This window comes from Cupriavidus sp. GW823-FHT06D04 (genome assembly GCF_058795055.1).
This window is the reverse complement of sequence record NZ_JBXAHL010000025.1, coordinates 63,092-82,828: the sequence shown is the minus strand read 5'-3', so window position 1 is coordinate 82,828 and position 19,737 is coordinate 63,092. Positions and strand designations below refer to the sequence as shown.

The window sequence follows — 19,737 nt, the reverse complement described above, 5'->3', positions numbered from 1 at the left end:
CCGCTGCCGTCGGTTTATTCGTAGAGGGTGCTGACGCTGTCCGGCGACAGCGCCAGCCGCAACGCGGTCAGCGCCTCGTCGGAGGGCACCACCTTCCAGTCCGCTCCGAGCATGGCCTCGCACGAAGCCGCCGCCGACTGGTAGTGGATGCGCACCGGCAAACCCTGCCCGCCGCTGGCGCGGGCCAGGTGCGGCATCAGCAGTTCGCGCAGCATCCCGGTCGAGGAATTGCCATTCATCGCCAGCCGCACCGCGCTGGCGAACTTGAGGCGCGCGGCCACCAGGTCCATCACCGATTCCGCCGTGAACCTCACCCCACCGGTAAACGTATCGTGCCGCGCATTCCCCGTGGCAATCAGCAGCTCGTCCTCGCGGAACATGTGCCGGTTGGCGTCGAACAGCTCGTTGAACACCGTCATCTCGACCAGCCCGGTGCCGTCGTCGAGCGTCACGATCAGCATCTTGCCGCGCTGGGTCATCTGCGTGCGGACGCCGGAGATCACGCCGGCGATGGTCTTGCCGCGCACATCGCGGCCGAAGCCGCCGCCGTTGCCCTGCACTTCCTTTTCCAGCGCTGCCAGCGTGCCCTTGTTGAAGCGGCGCACCTCGTCGCGATAGGCATCGAACAGATGGCCTGAGAAGTAGTAGCCAAGCGCCTGCTTTTCTTCCTGCAGCGTGCGCTTGGGACTCCAGCGGGGCTCGTCCAGCAGCTCGGGGCGGTGCGCTTCGCCGGCATCGCCCATCAGGTCGAACAGCGACACCTGGTTGGCGGACTCCGCCTTCTGCTCGGCGGCCTCCATCGCGATCGGCACCGAGGCCAGCAGCTGGGCGCGGTTGTCGTTCAGGCTGTCGAAGGCGCCGGCGCGGATCAGGGCCTCCATGGTGCGGCGGTTGACCTGGCGGCGGTCGACGCGCTCGCAGAAATCGAACAGATCGGTGAACGGGCGCTCTTCGCGCGCGCGCAGGATGTCTTCAATGGCGCCCTGGCCGCTGCCCTTGATGCCACCCAGGCCATAGCGGATGGTCTTGGAGTCGGTCGGCGCGAAGCGGTATTCGCTGGCGTTGACGTCGGGCGGCAGCACCGCGAGCTTGTTGAGCTTGCAGTCCTCGTAGAGGATCTTGACCTTGTCGGTGTCATCCATGGCCAGCGACATGTTGGCTGCCATGAATTCGGCCGGATGGTGGGCCTTGAGCCAGGCGGTGTAGTACGCCAGCAGTGCGTACGCGGCCGCGTGCGACTTGTTGAAGCCGTAGCCCGCGAACTTCTCCATCAAGTCGAAGATATCGTCGGCCTGCTGCGCGGAGAGACCATTCTTGTCGGCACCTTCGCGGAACATCACGCGGTGCTGCGCCATTTCCTCGGGCTTCTTCTTGCCCATGGCGCGGCGCAGCAGGTCGGCGCCGCCGAGCGAGTAGCCGCCGATGATCTGCGCCATCTGCATCACCTGCTCCTGGTAGACCATGATGCCGTAGGTCTCTTTCAGGACGGGTTCGACGCGCGGATCGGGATACTCCACCTTCTCGCGGCCGTGCTTGCGCGCGCAGAAGCTGGGGATCAGGTCCATCGGGCCCGGGCGGTACAGTGCCACCAGCGCGATGATGTCCTCAAAGCGGTCAGGCTTGGCGTCCTTGAGCATGCCCTGCATGCCGCGGCTTTCCAGCTGGAACACGGCGACGGTGTTGGCAGTCTTCAGGATATCGAAGGCGGGACTGTCGTCGAGCGGGATATGGCTGCAGTTCCAGTCGGCCTTGCTCGGATCGAGGCGGCGGATATAGCGCTCGGCCCAGTCCAGGATGGTCAGCGTGGTCAGGCCCAGAAAGTCGAACTTCACCAAGCCGGCGGCCTCGACGTCGTCCTTGTCGTACTGGCTGACCACGCCGCTCATGCCGTCGTTCTGCGCGCCCTGCGTGTACAGCGGGCAGAAGTCGGTCAGCCTGCCGGGCGCGATCAGCACGCCGCCGGCGTGCATGCCGACGTTACGCGTCATGCCTTCCACGCGCTGCGCCAGTTCCAGCAACTGGCGCACTTCTTCCTCGTTATTCTCGCGCTCGGTCAGCAGTGGCTCTTCCTTCTTGGCCTCCTCGATGGTGACCAGCTTGCCCGGCTTGAACGGGATCAGCTTGGCGATGCCGTCGACAAAGCCGTAGCCGAGGTCGAGCACGCGGCCCACGTCGCGCACCGCGGCCTTGGCCGCCATGGTGCCGAAGGTGGCGATCTGCGATACCGCGTCCTTGCCGTACTTCTCCTTCACGTAGGTGATCACGCGATCGCGGCCGTGCTGGCAGAAGTCGATGTCGAAGTCAGGCATCGACACCCGTTCTGGGTTCAGGAATCGCTCGAACAGCAGCGCGTACTTGAGCGGATCCAGGTCGGTGATGCCGAGCGCATACGCGACCAGCGAACCGGCGCCCGAACCGCGGCCCGGACCCACCGGCACGCCGTTGTTCTTGGCCCAGTTGATAAAGTCCGCCACGATCAGGAAGTAGCCGGGGAAGCCCATCTTGATGATGGTGCCGGTCTCGAACTCCAGCCGTGCGTAGTATTCCGGGCGCTTCGATTCGCGCACCGCCTCGTCGGGGAACAGCACTGCCAGGCGCTTCTCCAGCCCGTCCTTGGCCATGAAGACCAGGTAGTCGTCCAGCGACATGCCGTCGGGCGTCGGGAACAGCGGCAGGCGCGGCTTGCCCAGCTCCAGCGTCAGGTTGCAGCGGCGCGCGATCTCGACCGCGTTCTCCAGTGCCGAGGGGATGTCCGCGAACAGCGCGCACATCTCGTCCTGGGTCTTGAAGTACTGGTCGGTGGTAAAGCGCCGGGTGCGGCGCGGATTGGCCAGCAGCTCGCCCTCGGCGATGCACACGCGCGCCTCGTGCGCGGTGTAGTCGTCCGGCGTCATGAACTGCACCGGATGCGTGGCCACCACCGGCAGTTGCAGTTCAGCCGCAAGCTGCACGGCCTGCTGCACGTAGGCATCGGTGCCGGCATTGCCGGCACGCTGCAGTTCGATGTAGAAACGCTGCGCGAATACCGTGGACCAATGCTGTGCCGCGCGGCGCGCACCGTCGGCATTGCCGTTGGCCAGCGCCATGCCGATATCGCCACCCATTGCGCCCGACAGGGCGATCAGGCCAGTGGCCAGCGGCAGGTCGTCCTCGCCGGGTTCCAGGAACCAGGCCGGATCGATCTCGGCGCGCCCGCGGTGCTGGTTGCCCAGCCACGCGCGCGACAGCAGCATGCACAGGTTCAGGTAGCCGCGGCGGTCCTGCACCAGCAGCAGCAGGCGCGACGGCTTGTCGCGGTCCTCGGCGTTGGTGAGCCAGACGTCGGCACCGACCACGGGCTTCACGCCGCCGCCGCGCGCCTCCTTGTAGTAACGGATCAGCCCGAAGGCGTTGGCAAGGTCCGTCAGGGCGAGAGCGCCCATGCCATCGGCGGCGGCGGCCTTGACGGCGTCTTCCAGGCGGACGATGCCGTCCACGATGGAATATTCGGAATGCAGGCGGAGGTGTACGAAGCGGGGTGCGGACATGGGCGACATTGTACCGGCTCAGTCCGCTGGCATGCCTCCGATATTGCGTGCAGGCGGCCTCGCGCGAGGGCCCGGCATAGCTGATCGGCGTGCTTGGGAATGCGCGGCGCCGGCGCCCGCACGCGTTATAATTTCGCCTTTCCAATCAGGTAGTTATCGCAAGCCGTCGGCGCCCCTCCCGGACGCGGCCGTGCAGGCGCAGTCTCTCATGCAGATCGTCAATATTTCCGCTTACAAATTCGTCTCGCTGGACGACATCGAGACCCTGCGCCCGGCCATGCGCGAGCGCTGCGAAGCGGCCGGCCTGAAAGGCACGATCCTGCTCGCGCCCGAGGGCATCAACATGTTCCTGGCGGGCCCGCGCGCTGCCATCGACGGCTTCATGGCCTGGCTGCATGCCGATGCGCGCTTTGCCGATATCGTGCCCAAGGAAAGCCTGTCGGAAAACCAGCCCTTCAAGCGCATGCTGGTGCGCGCCAAGAAGGAAATCATCACCATGAAGATGCCGCTGATCCGCCCCGAGGAAGGCCGCGCGCCGTCAGTGCGGCCGGCCGACCTGAAGCGCTGGCTGGACCAGGGGCACGACGACGAAGGCCGTCCGGTGGTGATGCTGGACACGCGCAATGATTTCGAAGTCGCGGTTGGCACGTTCGAAGACGCCGTCGAATACGACATCGCCAAGTTCAGCGAATTTCCCGAGGCAGTGGCGGCCCACAAGGGTGAGCTGGAAGGCAAGACCGTGGTGTCGTTCTGCACCGGCGGCATCCGCTGCGAGAAGGCGGCGATCCATATGCAGGAAGCCGGCATCGAGCGCGTGTACCAGCTCGAGGGCGGCATCCTGAAGTACTTCGAGGAGGTCGGCGGCAGCCACTATCGCGGCGACTGCTTCGTCTTTGACTACCGCACCGCGCTGAACCCCAACCTGGAGCCTGCCGGCCCCAAGCAATGCTTTGCCTGCCGCGCGGTGGTCACGCCGCAGGAGCAGCAAAGCCCGCACTACGTGGTCGGCAAGAGCTGCCCCCACTGCATCGGCAGCAAGGACCAGGCCGCAGCGTAAGAACCCGGCAGCTCAGGCCGCCAGCAGGTGGTAAAGATTGCGCAGCATGCCCGCGGTGGCGCCCCAGATAAAGCGGTGGCCGCCTGTCTCGCGCGGATAGGGCATGGCGTAGAACACCCGTTCGCCATCGACCCAGCGGAACAGGCGCCGTTCATGGTGGGACGGGTCCATCAGGAACGCGAGCGGCACTTCGAAGACATCGGCGACTTCCGAGGCATCGGGGCGCAGCGTGAAACCGTCACGCACCAGCCCTACCACGGGGCTCACGTGGAAACCGGTGCCGGTGATGTAGTCCGGCAGCGCACCCAGCACTTCCACATAGTCGCGCGCCAGGCCCACCTCTTCTTCCGTCTCGCGCAGCGCCGTGTCGATTCGGTTGACATCCCATGACTCCTGCCTCCCGCCCGGGAAGCTGATCTGCCCGGCATGCGCGCTCAGGTTGGCATTGCGCTGCGTCAGCAGCACCGTCAGGCCGTAATGGCGCTCCACCAGCGGCACTAACACGGCGGCGTCGCGCAGCCCGCGGCTGCGGTCATAGACACGCGATTCATCGGTCAGCTCCGGCGCCCAGGCCGGCGGCACCTGGAAGCGGTGCCGGATAAAGTCCACCTGCAACCGCGGCGCGCTCAGGGCGCTGTTGCGCAGGTCGGTGTCGATGACGGGAAGGGATTCGGGATCGAAAGCAGGACGCATAACATTGCAAGTATGACAGAAGCGCGCATTCTGGCGTCGCAGCAAAAATGCCCGCCGCTTCCAACGTTTGCGCCGCGCCAATGCAAAAAGGGCACCCTGGGGTGCCCTTCCTGAGGAAACGCTGGCCGGGCTGCCCCGGCCGGCATGCCCAGCTTACTGCGCAGCCTTGGCAGCGACAGCAGCCTTCGACACCAGCTTTTCCTTGATACGTGCGGACTTGCCCGAACGCTGGCGCAGGTAGTACAGCTTCGCACGACGCACGTCGCCGCGACGCTTCACTTCGATGCCGGCAATCAGCGGCGAGTACAGCTGGAACGTACGTTCCACGCCTTCACCCGACGAGATCTTGCGCACGATGAAGGACGAATTCAGGCCGCGGTTGCGCTTGGCAATCACGACGCCTTCGTAGGCCTGCACGCGCTTGCGGGTACCTTCCACCACGTTCACGTTGACGATCACGGTGTCGCCAGGTGCGAATGCGGGGATGGTCTTGTTCGCGGTCAGACGCGCGATCTCTTCCTTCTCGATCTGCTCGATGATGTTCATCGTTTTTTCTCCGTAACCATCGTGCCGGCGTTGTATGCCCCAGGCATTGCCCGGGCCCCGGCAGAGGATGGGGTTTTACCTGGCGGGGGTCTCCCCCCGCCCTTCCTTCGCCGCCCATTCCGACAAGAATTTCTCGTCGGCGCGGGTCAGCAAACCTTGTTCGCGAGCGGCCTCGATCAGGTCGGGGCGCTTGCTCGCGGTATTGGCCAGCGCCTGCTGGCGCCGCCATTTCTCGATCTCGGCGTGATGCCCCCCGAGCAGGATCTCGGGAACCCGCACGCCTTCATATTCTTCCGGCCGCGTGTAGTGCGGACAATCCAGCAGGCCATTGACGAAACTGTCCTGCACGGCGGACTGCGCATCGCCCAGCACGCCGGGCAAGTGCCGCACCACGGCGTCGATCAGCGCCATCGCCGGCAGCTCGCCGCCCGACAGCACAAAGTCGCCGAGGCTGATTTCCTCGTCCACGCGGCGGTCGATCAGCCGCTGGTCGATGGCCTCATACCTGCCGCACAGCAAGACCAGGCCCGGCCGTTCGGCCAGCTCCATCACCCTGGCATGCGACAGCGTCTTGCCCTGCGGCGACATCAGCACCACATGCGGCTTCGGCACGCCGGCCTGCGCCTGCGCCGCCACCGCGGCATCGATCGCATCATCCAGCGGCTTGGCCAGCATCACCATGCCGGGACCGCCGCCGTAAGGACGATCATCGATGGTGCGGTAGTTGTCGACCGTGAAATCACGCGGATTCCAGGTGCGCAAGCCATAGCGCTGCTGCTTGGCCGCCCGGCTGGTGATACCCCAGTCGGTCAGCGCGCGAAACATGTCGGGAAACAGCGTGATCACATCGAACTGCATCCGCTCTCTCCCAATCCCAATCCTGCGCCAATCCCGCACCATCGCGGGCACAGGCTCAGTAGTCGAGCCCCCAGTCCACCACGATGCGCCTGCCCGCGGTATCCACCGAGCGCAGGAACGCATCGACAAACGGAATCAGCCGTTCACCGGCCTTGCCGTCAGGGAGCACGCAGGCCACCTGCAGGATCTGGTGGGCACCGTTGTCGATCAGCCCGGACACCTCGCCCAGCAACTCGCCTTGCTCGTTGCTGACGGTGCAGCCGATCAGGTCGACCCAGTAGAACTCATCTTCTTCCGGCGCGGGAAAATCCGCACGCCGGATCCACACGCGACGGCCCTTGAGCGCTTCCGCAAGATTGCGGTCGGCCACGCCGGACGCTTGCGCCACGACGGTGCCGCTGTGCTCGCGCGACTGCGCGATCTTTACGCAGACGGGCTGGGCACGCGACGCATCGGCCGCCACCAGCCCCGCCTGCGGCGGTGCCAGCAGCCACCAGCGGCGGGCATGCAGCAGGGCCGAAGCATCATCGGCATGCGGCAAGACCTTGATCCAGCCGCGGATGCCGTAGGCAGCGCCAATATAGCCGACCTCTACAAGGTCTTCCGGCAGGGGGTCGGCATACAGGAGCGCCGCGGGCAGTTTGCAAGCCTTTTGTGGCTCGCCCTGGGGCTGAACCAGCGGTCGGTTCAGCGGCCGGACGGCGCCCTGCTTTCGTTCAGTCACGTGTGCAATAAGAACACGCCCCGCCGGCCGTAAAAGCGGTTCGACGGGGCGCGCTGCAGGCGACTATCAGGCAGCAGCCTTGGCGGCGCCTTGCTTGACCAGGCGGGCAACGGTCGGCGACAGCTGGGCGCCAACGCCTTGCCAGTAAGCCAGGCGGTCTTGCGCCAGGCGCAGGCCTTCTTCACCTTCCGTAGCCAGCGGGTTGTAGAAACCAACGCGCTCAATGAAACGACCATCGCGACGGTTGCGCGAGTCGGTGGCGACGATGTTGAAGAACGGGCGCTTCTTGCTGCCGCCGCGAGCCAGACGGATAACGACCATGGAATGATTCCTCAGAAAACGGGGTGTTCGAAACGGGGTGTTCGAGGACGTTCGAACACGAAACGCAAGAGTATAGCCCAGTTACCGAGGCCAAACAAACACTTAGGTGAACTTAGGCGATTGACGCGCGCCTGCCGTGCAGGCATCGTGGCAAAAACCGCGACAGGAGGCCCGACATGCGCCCGGCTCTGCACTTCATGGCACGCACCGTGCAGCCCGCGGCCCTGCTCGCCATTGTACTGCTGGCAGGCACCGGGTCCGCGCCGGCCGCCCTGCCGCTGGACCAGGTCCGGCTGCCGCCTGGTTTCCGCATCGAGGTGCTGACGCAGGACGTGCCAGGCGCGCGCGCCATGGCGATGTCGCCGTCGGGCACGCTCTTCGTCGGCTCGCGCGGCGAAGGCAAGGTCTACGCGGTGACCGACGCGCTGGGGGCCCGGCCGCGCGTGCGCACGGTCGCCACCGGGCTGCGCATGCCGGCCGGCGTGGCCTTGCACGACGGCAGCCTGTACGCGTCCTCGGTGTCGAAGATCGTGCGGATCGACCATATCGAGGCCAGCCTCGACAAGCCGCCGGCACCAACGGTGGTGAGCGACCGCTTCCCCACGGACGGGCACCATGGCTGGAAATTCATCGCCTTCGGTCCCGACGGCTATCTCTACGTGCCGGTCGGCGCGCCATGCAACATCTGCGCGCCCGACGAGAACCGCTACGCCAACATCATGAAGATGAAGCCCGACGGCAGCGACCTGCAGGTGGTGGCACGCGGCGTGCGCAACACCGTCGGCTTCGACTGGCACCCGGCCACGCGCGAACTGTGGTTCACCGACAACGGCCGCGACCGCATGGGCGACGATCTGCCCGACGACGAACTCAACCGCGCCACCGCTGCCGGCCAGCATTTCGGCTACCCGTACTGCCATGCCGGCAAGGTTGCCGATCCCGAATATGGCAGCCAGCGCTCCTGCGCCGAGTTCGTGCCGCCGGTGGCCCTGCTGGGTGCGCACGTGGCGGCCCTGGGCATGCGCTTCTATACCGGCACGCAATTCCCGGCGCCCTACCGCAACAACGTCTTCATTGCCGAGCACGGCAGCTGGGACCGCAGCGAGCCGTCCGGCTACCGCGTGGTCCGGGTGGTGCTCGACGATGCCGGCAAGGCGGTGCACCAGGAGGTGTTCGCGCAGGGCTGGCTGCGCGGTGGCAGGCCGTGGGGCCGCCCGGTCGACGTCCTGGTTGCACCGGACGGTTCGCTGCTGGTCAGCGACGACCTTGCCGGGGCCATTTACCGCATCCGCTACCGGCCCTGAACCCCGCTGAAAACCCCACGGAAAGGGGGCCCGGGTGGCCGAAACAATCCGTTACACCGGTAACGGGATTGGCATAGGCGCCCCGATGGCCCATGCGTACCATGAACCCATCTTCCAACAGCAACACAGCGCGTCAGGAACCTGGGAATCCGCATGCTCACCCGCTCTCTCCTGCGCGACCTGGTGGCTGGCATCCTGGTGGCCTCGGGCCTGGTCGGCGCGGTTGCCGCCAGCCATGCCCAGGTCGCGTTCTGGCAACAAGTACGGCCCGATGGCCGCTCCGCTCGGATGCAGCCGCAGCCCCGCGACGGCTGGCAGATGGCCAGCGTGCGCGCCGAGAGCCGCGAGCACGTGCAAGCCCAGATCGACCGCATGGAAGCACGCGCCCGTGCCGACGACCGCCTGAGCGGGCGCCGCGCCGCGCTGGCTGGTGCCCGCGACGATAACCGCGGCCGGGGCCAGGAACGCGACAACCCCAATGAAGCCCGCAACGACTCCCGGCCAGGCAACGTCGGCCCCGGCTGGCAGGCACGTGGCCGCGACAATGGCCGATAAAGGTCGCTGCTGACGGCTGTCGGCGCAACCCCGCCCATTGCCGCACGGCCCAACGGTCTTTCGGCTGTTCACGGAACTCCTCCCCCGCTCCCCCTGTCTCTATTTAAGTGTGTGCCCCGCTTTCCGGGTGCCACGCACAGGCTGCCGCCCGGCGCTGTCCGGGGCTCACAGCGTGCCGTCCAGTGCAGACGGCAATCGAACTGACCTGCCTCTGCCCGACACCTCCTGCCGGACCCGATCAAAACGGCCCGGGCGCAGCCTCCAGAAAGACAATAACAATAATTCTGTGAGGTTTATCATGTCATCCCTTCTTAGCGACCTGGCCGAACACGCCGGCCAGTTATCGCTGTCAATCCTGTTCATGGGCATCCTGACCCTGGTCCTCTACGGCGAAACCCATATCAGCGAGCACGCGGTGGCCTTCCTGGACGGCCTGCAGTCAGGCTGGCATTAGCGCCGTCCTGCGCGTCTTCTGACGCACTTCCCTTTCTTGCGCTGACTGCCGGCGTACAATGTGGGCCGGCCGGTACCCGTGTGCCGCCGTTCCTGTGCCGGTGCATTGCCGGCCCGCAACCGCCGGATATCCGACCATGCCAGCAGCCACGCCAGCCCGCCATGCCTCCACGCTCGCCTCGCCGCCCGCGCGCGGCAAATCGAAGCTGCTGACCGTGGCGCTGGCGTTCCTGTTCGGCAGCCTGGGCGCGCATCGCTTCTACCTGGGCGGCCTGCGCGACCCGTATGGCTGGACGCACCTGCTGGCGCTGCTGGCGGGCGCGATCGGCGTGGCCTCGATGGCGGCCGGCGCGGGCACCCCGGTGCTGAACTGGACCTTCGCCGTCGCCGGCGGAGCCTCCGTCATCAGCGCCTTCCTGGCGGCCATCGTCTACGGGCTGCGCCCGGACGACAAATGGGACGCACGCTTCAACCAGCTCGGCAAACCTACGCGCTCCGGCTGGCCGGTGGTGATTCTGGTGATCCTGTCGCTGCTGATCGGCACCGGCCTGCTGATGGCCGGGCTGGCGATCAGCTTCCAGACCTTCTTCGAATCGCAGGTCGAGGCCGCCCGCGCGTTGTCGCAATAACGGCCGCGGCGGCATTGGCGCCGTGCATTTCGACCTGCTCGACATTGCCGTCTTCGTCCGCGCCGCGGCGCTGGGCAACCTGTCGGCCGCCGCGCGCGACCTGGGCTTGTCCACCTCTACCGCCAGCGCCCGCCTGGGCCGCCTGGAACAGTCCCTGGGCAGCCGCCTGTTGCATCGCACCACACGCCGGCTGGCACTCACCGCCGACGGCGAACGCTTCCTGCCGCATGCGGAGCAGTTGCTTGCCACCGCGGATCTGGCCAGCGAATCGGTCGGCACCGGCGCCGAGCACCCGCGCGGGCAGTTGCGCGTGACCGCGCCGGCGTCCTTCGGGCGCCAGCATGTCTCGCCGGCGCTGCCGGAATTCCTTGCCGCTTATCCCGACATCACGCTTGACTTGCGCCTGACCGACCAGGTGATCGGACTGGTCGATGCCAGCATCGACGTGGCGCTGCGCATGGGCGTGCTGCCCGATTCCACGCTGGTGGCACGCGCGCTCGCACCCAGCCACCGCGTGATCTGCGCCTCACCCGCCTACCTGCAGCGCCATGGCGTGCCGCGCCACCCGGACGACCTGCGCCAGCACAACTGCCTGGTGCTGGCCGACCAGTCGGCGTGGCGCTTCAATACGCCGCTGGGCGAGACCGTGGTGAACGTGCGCGGCAACCTGCGCGTGGATAACGGCGAAGTGCTGCGCGACGCGGTGGTGGCCGGCGTCGGCATCTCGCTCAAGTCGACCTGGGATGTGGGCCCGCTGTTGCGCAGCGGCGCGCTGGCGACAGTGCTGGACGAATATCCAGTGGTGCCGGCAGTGTCGATCTGGGCAGTGTTTCCCAGCCGGCACCTGGTACCGCCCAAGACACGCGCCTTCGTGGACTTCTTCGCCGAGCGCTTCGGCAACCCGCCCTATTGGGACCGGCCCGATACCTAGAGCGCACTGCGCGCTTGCGCACGATCAAGGCCGGCGCAAACGGCGGCTCTCCTTTCCGCCAATTCGCCCATACTGGTAGAGCCGACCGATCCCGGCGGTGTCACGCGCGGCGGGGCCACACCCTGGCGCAAAGGAGCAAGCATCGACATGCCAACCTATGAGGAAGGACGCCTGGCGGCGATCGCTGTCAGGCTGGCGCTGTCCTCGGGACTGCCGCCATCGAGCGCGAAGGCCGCGCTGGAACTCGCCAGCAGCATGATCGGCGACCAACTGGCCACCGAGCGCGCTCAGAAGACTCAGAACAGCGAACCCTGCGGATCGTCCTTGCCGCGGGGCCCCCTGACCGGCGGGCGGAAACGCGACGTATCCAGCTCAAACCGGTTGTAACGAAACCCTAGCCGTTCGGCGGCCTTGTAGAAACGCTGGCGCAGCAAGTCCGCCCACACGCCCGTACCGCGCATGCGCGAGGCAAAGCTGGCATCGTAGGCTTTGCCCTCGCGCATGTCGCGCACGCGGTTCATCACCCGTTCCGCGCGGTCGGGAAAATGTGCCAGCAGCCATTCCTCGAACAGCGGCCGCACTTCCCAGGGCAGCCGCAGCACGATGTAGTTTGCATAGACGGCGCCCGCTTCGTGCGCCGCTTCCAATACACGCTCCAGGTCGGGTTCCGTGATGAACGGGATCACCGGGGCGATGCTCACACCCACCGGGATGCCGGCGTCGGTCAGCGTGCGGATGGTGCGCAGCCGGCGTGACGGCGTGGCCGCGCGCGGTTCCAGCGTGCGCGCGATGCCGGCATCCAGCGTGGTGATGGTGACCGCCGCCACCGCTAGCCGCTTCGCCGCCATCGGCGCGAGCAGGTCGATATCGCGCTCGATCAGCGACGACTTGGTAATCAGCGCCACCGGGTGGTCACACTCGCTCATAACCTCAAGCAGGCCGCGCGTGATGCGCTGTTCGCGCTCGATCGGCTGGTAGGCGTCGGTGTTGACGCCCAGCGCGATGGTCTCGCAGCGGTACGACGGCCGTGCCAGCGCCTCGCGCAGCCGCTCGGCGGCATTGGTTTTGGCATAAAGCTGCGTTTCAAAGTCCAGCCCCGGCGACAGGTCCAGGTAGGCGTGCGTCGGCCGGGCGAAGCAGTAGATGCAGCCGTGCTCGCAACCGCGGTAGGGGTTGAGCGAGACATCGAACGGGATGTCGGGGGATGCATTGCGCGTCAGGACAGAACGGGCGCGCTCGATATGGACTTCCGTGCGCAGCGGCGGCAGCGGGGCGGCTTCCGGCGACGGGGCGACCTCGATGGTATGCGGTGCCTCTTCCGGTGCACTGCCCCAGCCATCGTCGAACGCTTCGCGCAGGTCGCGCTCGAAACGTCCCTGCAGGTTGCTCACGGCGCCCCGGCCCTTGCGCGCCACGGGCGGCCGCGGGCCTGCCTGCGGCGCGAGTGCATCCGGGTCGGCATCGGGCCGCGTCGGGCGGCCGCTGGCGGGCTTGGGTTTTTGCGGAGGGCGCTCCATGCTGGCCTTGGTCACACTGCCTGGCTCTTCTCCTCGACGGAAATCGCCAGTGTCTCCTTGATCTCTTCCATCACCACATAGCTCTTCGACTGCGCTGCGCCGGGCAGCTGCAGCAGGATATCGCCCAGCAGCCGGCGGTATTCGCCGATCTCGCGGATGCGCGCCTTGATCAGGTAGTCGAAATCGCCCGAGACCAGGTGGCATTCCAGCACTTCCGGGATGCGCAGCACCTCGCGCCGGAACTGCTCGAACATATTGCCCGACTTGTTGCCCAGCGAGATCTCGACGAACACCAGTAGCGCGCTGCCCAGCAGTGCCGGGTTCAGCCGTGCGTAGTAGCCCATGATGACACCATCGCGCTCCAGGCGCTTAACGCGCTCGATGCAGGGCGTGATGGTCAGCCCGACCGCTTCGGCGAGGTCCTTCATCGACATCCTGCCGTCGCTTTGCAGCGCCATCAGGATCTTGCGGTCGAGCCGGTCGAGGGTGCGCATGGGCTGGCGACTCGTTCTCATGAGTTTTTCCTGTTTTCCGAAGAAATTCGATAACAATGACTGGATTGGATTCAATAGTATAGAGATAAATCCTCTATCAACTTGTCATTGCAGTTGGAGCTTCCGGACATGCGCGTTCTCGTACTCGGCAGTGGTGTTATCGGCGTCACCAGTGCGTGGTACCTGGCCAAGGCCGGTCACGAAGTGACCGTCGTCGACCGCGAGGCGGGTCCCGCGCTCGGCACCAGCTTTGCCAACGCGGGGCAGATCTCGCCCGGCTATGCGTCGCCATGGGCCGCGCCCGGCGTGCCGCTCAAGGCGATCAAGTGGATGTTCCAGGAACACGCGCCGCTCAGCATCCGTCCGGACGGCACCCTGTTCCAGCTGCAATGGATGTGGCAGATGCTGCTGAACTGCAGCGCCGGGCGCTACGCCGTCAACAAGGAACGCATGGTGCGGCTGGCCGAGTACAGCCGCGACTGCATCCGCGCGCTGCGCGCGGAAACCGGCATCGCTTACGAAGGCCGCCAGCAAGGCACGCTGCAGGTGTTCCGCACCGAAGAGCAGCTGCAAGGCGCGGCCAAGGACATCGCCGTGCTGGAAGAAGCCGGGGTGCCCTACCAGTTGCTTTCGCGCGAGGAACTCGCCGCGAGCGAACCGGCGCTGGCCGCCGTCCGCCACAAGCTGGCCGGCGGCCTGCGCCTCCCCAACGATGAAACCGGCGACTGCGCGCTGTTTACGCAACGGCTCGCAGGCATGGCCGAGATGCTGGGCGTGAAATTCCTGTACAACCGCTCGATCGACAGCCTGATGACCCAGGGCGATGCCGTCACCGGCGCCGTGGTCAACGGCGAGCCGATGGCCGCCGACCTGGTGGTGGTGGCGCTGGGCAGCTGGTCGACGCAGCTGGTCAAGCCGTTCCTGTCGGGCATGTCCAACCTGCCGGTGTACCCGCTCAAGGGCTTCTCGATCACGGTGCCGCTGAACGATCCGTCGCGCAGCCCGGTGTCCACCGTGCTGGACGAAACCTACAAGGTCGCCATCACCCGCTTCGAAGACCGCATCCGCGTGGGCGGCATGGCCCAGATCGTCGGCTATGACCGCAGCCTCGATCCGGCCAAGCGCCGCACGCTCGAACACGTGGTGACCGACCTGTTCCCGGGCGCCGGTGATGTCAGCCGCGCCACCTTCTGGACCGGCCTGCGCCCGATGACCCCAGACGGCACGCCCATCGTCGGCCCGACCCAGGTGCGCGGCCTGTGGCTGAACACCGGCCACGGCACGCTGGGCTGGACCATGGCCTGCGGCTCGGGCAAGCTGCTGTCGGACCTGGTCTCGGGCAAGTCGCCCGCGATCCGCGCCGACGACCTGTCGGTGGGCCGCTACCTGAAGCCCGCGCGCCAGCACCTGGCGCCGCGCCCGGCTGCCGCCTGATCCAGGTACCGTCCCGACCAGCAAAAAGGGCGACCCTTCGGGGTCGCCCTTTTCACATCTGCGCGCAGCGCTTGCCGGTCAGAACTGCTCGGCGGTCAGCGCATTGACCGGCGCCCCGCCGCTGACGACGGCATCACGCAATGCCGACGCCTGCGACAGGATGTGCTCGGCGAAGAAATGCGCGGTCGCGATCTTGGCATCGTGGAAGGCAGGATCCTCGGCGCGCTTGGCATCGGCAGCCAGCATCGCGCGGCCGAACTGCCAGCCGGAGAACACGATGCCGCACAGCTTCAGGTAAGGCACGCTGCCGGCAAAGACGGCGTTCGGGTCGGACTTGGCATTGGCCACGACAAACGCCACTACATCTTCCAGCGCCGCGCGGCCCTTGGCCAGTTGCGCCTGCATCGCCGTGAACGCAGTGCAGCCATGCTTGCCCAGCGCAGCCTCGGTCTCGGCGATCTGCGCGCAGATCGCGCGTGCCACGGCGCCGCCGTCGCGCACGGTCTTGCGGCCGATCAGGTCGTTGGCCTGGATTGCGGTAGTGCCTTCGTAGATCGGCAGGATGCGCGCATCGCGGTAGTGCTGCGCCGCGCCGGTTTCCTCGATAAAGCCCATGCCGCCGTGCACCTGCACGCCCAGGCTGGTGACATCGATCGACAGCTCGGTGCTCCACCCCTTCACCACCGGCACCAGGAACTCGTAGAAGGCCTGGTTCTGCCTGCGCACGGCCTCGTCGGGATGCTGGTGCGCCGCGTCGCTGGCGGCCGCGGCCACATAGGCCACGGCGCGTGCGCCTTCGGTCAGCGCGCGCATGGTCATCAGCATGCGCTTGACGTCCGGGTGGTGGATGATGGTCACTGCCTCGCGCGCCGAACCATCGACCGGGCGGCTCTGCACGCGTTCGCGCGCAAAGGCCACCGCCTGCTGGTAGGCGCGTTCGGACACGGCGATGCCCTGCATGCCGACCGAGAAGCGTGCCGAGTTCATCATGATGAACATGTACTCAAGGCCGCGGTTCTCTTCGCCGACCAGCGTGCCGATGGCGCCGCCATGGTCGCCGAACTGCAGCACGGCCGTGGGGCTGGCCTTGATGCCCAGCTTGTGCTCGATCGATACGCAATGCACGTCGTTGCGCTCACCGGTGCTGCCGTCGACGTTGACCATGAACTTCGGCACGATGAACAGCGAGATGCCCTTGACGCCCTCGGGCGCGGTGGGCGTGCGGGCCAGCACGAGATGGACGATGTTCTTCGCCATGTCGTGCTCGCCGTAGGTGATGAAGATCTTGGTGCCGAACACCTTGTAGGTGCCGTCGCCCTGCGGCTCGGCACGGGTGCGCACCGCGGCCAGGTCCGAGCCGGCCTGCGGCTCGGTCAGGTTCATGGTGCCGGTCCACTCGCCCGAGATCAGCTTCGGCAAGAAGGTCGCCTTCTGCTCATCCGTGCCGGCCGTCAGCAGCGCCTCGATGGCACCATCGGTCAGCAGCGGGCACAGCGCGAACGACAGGTTCGCGCTGTTCAGCATCTCGTTGCAGGCGGTGGCGATCAGCTTGGGCAGGCCCTGGCCGCCAAACTCCTGCGGATGCAGCACGCCCTGCCAGCCGCCCTCGCCGAACTGGCGGAACGCGTCCTTGAAGCCGGGTGTGGTGGAGACCACGCCGTCCTTCCAGCTGCTCGGGTCCAGGTCGCCGGCGCGGTTCAGCGGCGCGACCACCTGCTCGTTGAACTTGGCGGCCTCGTCCAGCACGGCCTCGGCCGTTTCCGGCGTGGCTTCTTCGAAGCCCGGCAGTTTGCTGACGGCCTCAAGCCCGGCCAGCTCGTTCATGACGAACAGCATGTCCTTGATCGGCGCACGGTAAGTCATCGATGTCTCCCAACATGTATGAAAAAGCCGTTCGCGGGTCACCCCCGGAACGGCTCGTTACTTGCTACCTGCGGCTACCCGTGCCGGCCGCCGGGCGGCCGGCGAGGCATCAGCCCAGTGCTGCCACCAGCTCCGGCACCACGGTGTTCAGGTCGCCCACCAGGCCGTAGTCAGCCACGGAGAAGATCGGCGCTTCGGCATCCTTGTTGATCGCGACGATCACCTTGGAGTCCTTCATGCCGGCCAGGTGCTGGATCGCGCCGGAGATACCGACGGCGATGTACAGCTGCGGCGCGACGATCTTGCCGGTCTGGCCGACCTGGTAGTCGTTCGGCACGAAGCCGGCGTCCACGGCAGCGCGCGAGGCACCCAGCGCGGCGCCCAGCTTGTCGGCCAGCGGCGTCAGCACCTTGGTGTAGTTCTCACCCGAACCTACGCCACGGCCACCCGAGACGATGATCTTGGCGGCGGTCAGTTCCGGACGGTCGCTCTTGGCCACTTCGCGCGAAACAAACTGCGAAACGCCTGCGTCGGCCACGGCCGGCAGGGTTTCAACGGCGGCCGAGCCACCTTCGGCGGCAGCGGCGTCAAAGGCGGTGCCGCGCACGGTGATGACCTTGATCTTGTCTTCCGACTTGACCGTGGCAATGGCGTTGCCGGCGTAGATCGGGCGCTCGAACGTGTCCGGGGCGTCGACCTTGGAGATTTCCGAGATCTGGGCCACGTCCAGCTTGGCAGCCACGCGCGGCAGGATGTTCTTGCCGTACGGGGTGGCCGGAGCCAGGATGTGCGAGTAGTCGTTGGCGATGGCCAGCGCCTGCTCGGCCACGTTCTCGGCCAGGCCGTCACCGAAGTACGGTGCGTCGGCCAGCAGGACCTTGGTCACGCCGGCGATCTTGGCGGCGGCGTCAGCCGCGGCCTTGGCGTTGGAACCAGCCACCAGCACGTGCACGTCGCCGCCGCACTGGGCAGCGGCGGTCACGGTGTTCAGCGTGGCGGCCTTGATGGATTGATTGTCGTGTTCAGCAATGACGAGTGCAGTCATGTTATTTCTCCCCCGCGCTCAGATAACCTTGGCTTCGTTCTTCAGCTTCTGCACCAGCGTCGCGACGTCCGGCACCATCACACCCGCGCTGCGCTTGGCAGGCTCGACCACCTTCAGGGTCGACAGGCGCGGCTTGACGTCGACGCCGAGGTCTTCCGGCTTGACGATATCGAGCTGCTTCTTCTTGGCCTTCATGATGTTGGGCAGCGTGACGTAGCGCGGCTCGTTCAGGCGCAGGTCGGTCGTGACCACGGCCGGCAGCTTGAGCGACAGCGTTTCCAGGCCGCCATCGACTTCACGCGTCACCGAGGCCTTGCCGTCGGCAACCACCACCTTGGAGGCGAACGTGGCTTGCGGCAGGCCAGCCAGCGCGGCCACCATCTGGCCGGTCTGGTTGGAGTCGTCGTCGATGGCCTGCTTGCCCAGGATCACCAGTTGCGGCTGTTCCTTGTCGATCAGCGCCTTCAGCAGCTTGGCCACGGCCAGCGGTTGCAGGTCTTCGTTCGATTCCACCAGGATGCCGCGGTCGGCACCGATGGCCATCGCGGTGCGCAGGGTTTCCTGGCACTGCGTGACACCGCACGAGACGGCGATCACTTCGGTGGCAACGCCCGCTTCCTTCAGGCGCACGGCCTCTTCCACGGCGATTTCGTCGAAGGGGTTCATGCTCATCTTCACATTGGCCAGATCGACGCCACTGCCGTCCGCCTTGACGCGGACCTTGACGTTGTAATCCACCACCCGCTTGACTGCGACGAGTACTTTCATGCGCTCACTCCACTGATAGCTGATAGTCAGAAATTTTGTTCGCTCGTCATTATAACCACCGGGTTGGCGGCTCTCCTGTTTTTCGAACGATCGTACTATTTTATCGGCAAAATGATGCCGGGCATAGCCCGGCAGATCCCAGCCGTCCAGCGATTGTGCCGCAAACTGGGGCTTGCGGGCATCGTCTGATTGGATGAAAACCTCAAAGTGACGTCGGGCTTACCAAGCGGTAATGACCGAGTCCTTGAAGGTCGATGTGACGTATTGCTTGATTTCCGGCGAGTGATAGGCCTTCACCAGCTTGGCCACCCAGGGCTTGTTCTTGTCGGCCTCGCGGATCGCGATCAGGTTGGCGTACGGACCCTTCGGGCCTTCGATGGCGATGGCGTCCTTGACGGGCGACAGGCCGGCCGATTCCGCGTAGTTGCCGTTGATGGCGGCGGCATCCAGGTCATCCAGCGAGCGCGGCAGCTGCGCGGCGTCCAGCTCGACGATGCGGATCTTCTTCGGGTTCTCGACGATGTCCAGCGGCGTGGCCTTCAGGCCGGCGTTGGGCTTGAGCTTGATCACGCCCTTGCTCTGCAGCAGCAACAGGCCGCGCCCGCCGTTGGTGGGATCGTTGGGCACGCCCACGCGCGCACCCTGCTTGAGCTGGTCGAGCGACTTGATCTTCTTGGAGTACACGCCCATCGGGAACGTCACCGTATAGGCGATATGCGTGAACTTGTAGCCGCGGTCCTTGATCTGGGCTTCCAGGTACGGCAGGTGCTGGTAGCTGTTGGCGTCCAGGTCGCCGGCAGCCAGCGCGGCGTTGGGCTGGATGTAGTCGCTGAACTCGACCACCTGGATGTTCAAGCCGTCCTTGGCGGCGACCTTCTTCACCTGTTCCATGATCTGGGCGTGCGGGCCGCCGGTCACGCCGATCTTGATCGGCTTTTCCTGGGCGACGGCGCCGGTGGCCAGCGTTGCGCCGATCGCGGCGCCGAGAATCCATTGCAGCAGGTTGCGACGTTGCATG

At 66.3% G+C, this 19,737-nt stretch carries 19 protein-coding genes; 7 read left to right on the top strand and 12 right to left on the bottom strand.

Annotated elements, in window-relative coordinates; all coding sequences use genetic code 11:
* Window positions 1-14 precede the first annotated feature (14 nt).
* Window positions 15-3,527 (bottom strand): DNA polymerase III subunit alpha, encoded by a 3,513-nt coding sequence (gene dnaE / locus AC1Q7H_RS26095; protein ID WP_153955036.1) that lies wholly within the window; start codon window positions 3,525-3,527, stop codon window positions 15-17.
* A 208-nt stretch (window positions 3,528-3,735) separates the two neighbouring features.
* Between dnaE and AC1Q7H_RS26090 the strand changes: the two genes are divergently transcribed.
* Window positions 3,736-4,584 (top strand): sulfurtransferase, encoded by an 849-nt coding sequence (locus AC1Q7H_RS26090; RefSeq protein ID WP_013955884.1) that lies wholly within the window; start codon window positions 3,736-3,738, stop codon window positions 4,582-4,584.
* Window positions 4,585-4,596: 12 nt separating this feature from the next.
* Here the strand turns inward: AC1Q7H_RS26090 and AC1Q7H_RS26085 are convergent, their stop codons facing one another.
* From AC1Q7H_RS26085 to rpsP, 5 genes are all read right to left on the bottom strand, one after another.
* A complete protein-coding gene (locus tag AC1Q7H_RS26085) occupies window positions 4,597-5,277 on the bottom strand; it encodes a CoA pyrophosphatase (RefSeq protein ID WP_153955034.1) in 681 nt (226 codons plus the stop codon).
* Window positions 5,278-5,430: 153 nt separating this feature from the next.
* Window positions 5,431-5,823, bottom strand: coding sequence for a 50S ribosomal protein L19 (gene rplS, locus AC1Q7H_RS26080; RefSeq protein ID WP_013955882.1), 393 nt, complete (start codon window positions 5,821-5,823; stop codon window positions 5,431-5,433).
* Window positions 5,824-5,898: 75 nt separating this feature from the next.
* The gene (gene trmD / locus AC1Q7H_RS26075) at window positions 5,899-6,681 is read right to left on the bottom strand and encodes a tRNA (guanosine(37)-N1)-methyltransferase TrmD (RefSeq protein WP_013955881.1); all 783 of its coding nucleotides are present in this window, start codon (window positions 6,679-6,681) and stop codon (window positions 5,899-5,901) included.
* 55 nt (window positions 6,682-6,736) lie between these two features.
* On the bottom strand, window positions 6,737-7,360 hold the full coding sequence (gene rimM, locus AC1Q7H_RS26070) for a ribosome maturation factor RimM (protein WP_051591612.1): 624 nt from the start codon (window positions 7,358-7,360) through the stop codon (window positions 6,737-6,739).
* A gap of 111 nt (window positions 7,361-7,471) precedes the next feature.
* Window positions 7,472-7,726: a 30S ribosomal protein S16 gene (gene rpsP, locus AC1Q7H_RS26065; protein ID WP_010812927.1), complete on the bottom strand. Its 255-nt coding sequence runs from the start codon at window positions 7,724-7,726 to the stop codon at window positions 7,472-7,474.
* Between the two features lie 176 nt (window positions 7,727-7,902).
* Here rpsP and AC1Q7H_RS26060 point away from each other — a divergent pair, with 176 nt between their 5' ends.
* From AC1Q7H_RS26060 to AC1Q7H_RS26040, 5 genes are all read left to right on the top strand, one after another.
* Window positions 7,903-9,030, top strand: a complete 1,128-nt coding sequence (locus AC1Q7H_RS26060; RefSeq protein ID WP_013955879.1) for a PQQ-dependent sugar dehydrogenase — start codon at window positions 7,903-7,905, stop codon at window positions 9,028-9,030.
* Window positions 9,031-9,183: 153 nt separating this feature from the next.
* On the top strand, window positions 9,184-9,585 hold the full coding sequence (locus AC1Q7H_RS26055) for a hypothetical protein (protein WP_013955877.1): 402 nt from the start codon (window positions 9,184-9,186) through the stop codon (window positions 9,583-9,585).
* Window positions 9,586-9,883: 298 nt separating this feature from the next.
* Window positions 9,884-10,039, top strand: coding sequence for a hypothetical protein (locus AC1Q7H_RS26050; RefSeq protein ID WP_013955876.1), 156 nt, complete (start codon window positions 9,884-9,886; stop codon window positions 10,037-10,039).
* Between the two features lie 136 nt (window positions 10,040-10,175).
* Window positions 10,176-10,667, top strand: a complete 492-nt coding sequence (locus AC1Q7H_RS26045) for an NINE protein (RefSeq protein WP_013955875.1) — start codon at window positions 10,176-10,178, stop codon at window positions 10,665-10,667.
* Between the two features lie 22 nt (window positions 10,668-10,689).
* Window positions 10,690-11,598 (top strand): LysR family transcriptional regulator, encoded by a 909-nt coding sequence (locus AC1Q7H_RS26040; RefSeq protein ID WP_211980825.1) that lies wholly within the window; start codon window positions 10,690-10,692, stop codon window positions 11,596-11,598.
* Between the two features lie 296 nt (window positions 11,599-11,894).
* On the opposite strand, the gene AC1Q7H_RS26035 is transcribed toward AC1Q7H_RS26040, so the two are convergent.
* Both AC1Q7H_RS26035 and AC1Q7H_RS26030 read right to left on the bottom strand, forming a co-directional pair.
* Window positions 11,895-13,115 (bottom strand): PA0069 family radical SAM protein, encoded by a 1,221-nt coding sequence (locus tag AC1Q7H_RS26035; protein ID WP_492379430.1) that lies wholly within the window; start codon window positions 13,113-13,115, stop codon window positions 11,895-11,897.
* Between the two features lie 11 nt (window positions 13,116-13,126).
* A complete protein-coding gene (locus AC1Q7H_RS26030; protein ID WP_013955869.1) occupies window positions 13,127-13,630 on the bottom strand; it encodes an Lrp/AsnC ligand binding domain-containing protein in 504 nt (167 codons plus the stop codon).
* A gap of 108 nt (window positions 13,631-13,738) precedes the next feature.
* Between AC1Q7H_RS26030 and AC1Q7H_RS26025 the strand changes: the two genes are divergently transcribed.
* Window positions 13,739-15,043: a D-amino acid dehydrogenase gene (locus AC1Q7H_RS26025; RefSeq protein ID WP_153955032.1), complete on the top strand. Its 1,305-nt coding sequence runs from the start codon at window positions 13,739-13,741 to the stop codon at window positions 15,041-15,043.
* A gap of 78 nt (window positions 15,044-15,121) precedes the next feature.
* On the opposite strand, the gene AC1Q7H_RS26020 is transcribed toward AC1Q7H_RS26025, so the two are convergent.
* The 4 genes from AC1Q7H_RS26020 to AC1Q7H_RS26005 all read right to left on the bottom strand — a co-directional run bounded on the left by AC1Q7H_RS26020 (window position 15,122) and on the right by AC1Q7H_RS26005 (window position 19,736).
* Window positions 15,122-16,906 (bottom strand): acyl-CoA dehydrogenase, encoded by a 1,785-nt coding sequence (locus AC1Q7H_RS26020; protein WP_153955031.1) that lies wholly within the window; start codon window positions 16,904-16,906, stop codon window positions 15,122-15,124.
* Between the two features lie 109 nt (window positions 16,907-17,015).
* Window positions 17,016-17,951: an electron transfer flavoprotein subunit alpha/FixB family protein gene (locus AC1Q7H_RS26015; protein WP_013955866.1), complete on the bottom strand. Its 936-nt coding sequence runs from the start codon at window positions 17,949-17,951 to the stop codon at window positions 17,016-17,018.
* A gap of 18 nt (window positions 17,952-17,969) precedes the next feature.
* On the bottom strand, window positions 17,970-18,719 hold the full coding sequence (locus AC1Q7H_RS26010) for an electron transfer flavoprotein subunit beta/FixA family protein (protein WP_013955865.1): 750 nt from the start codon (window positions 18,717-18,719) through the stop codon (window positions 17,970-17,972).
* Window positions 18,720-18,938: 219 nt separating this feature from the next.
* Window positions 18,939-19,736 carry a MetQ/NlpA family ABC transporter substrate-binding protein gene (locus AC1Q7H_RS26005; protein WP_013955864.1) on the bottom strand — a complete coding sequence of 266 codons (798 nt, stop codon included), beginning with the start codon at window positions 19,734-19,736 and terminating at the stop codon, window positions 18,939-18,941.
* Window position 19,737: the final 1 nt, after the last annotated feature.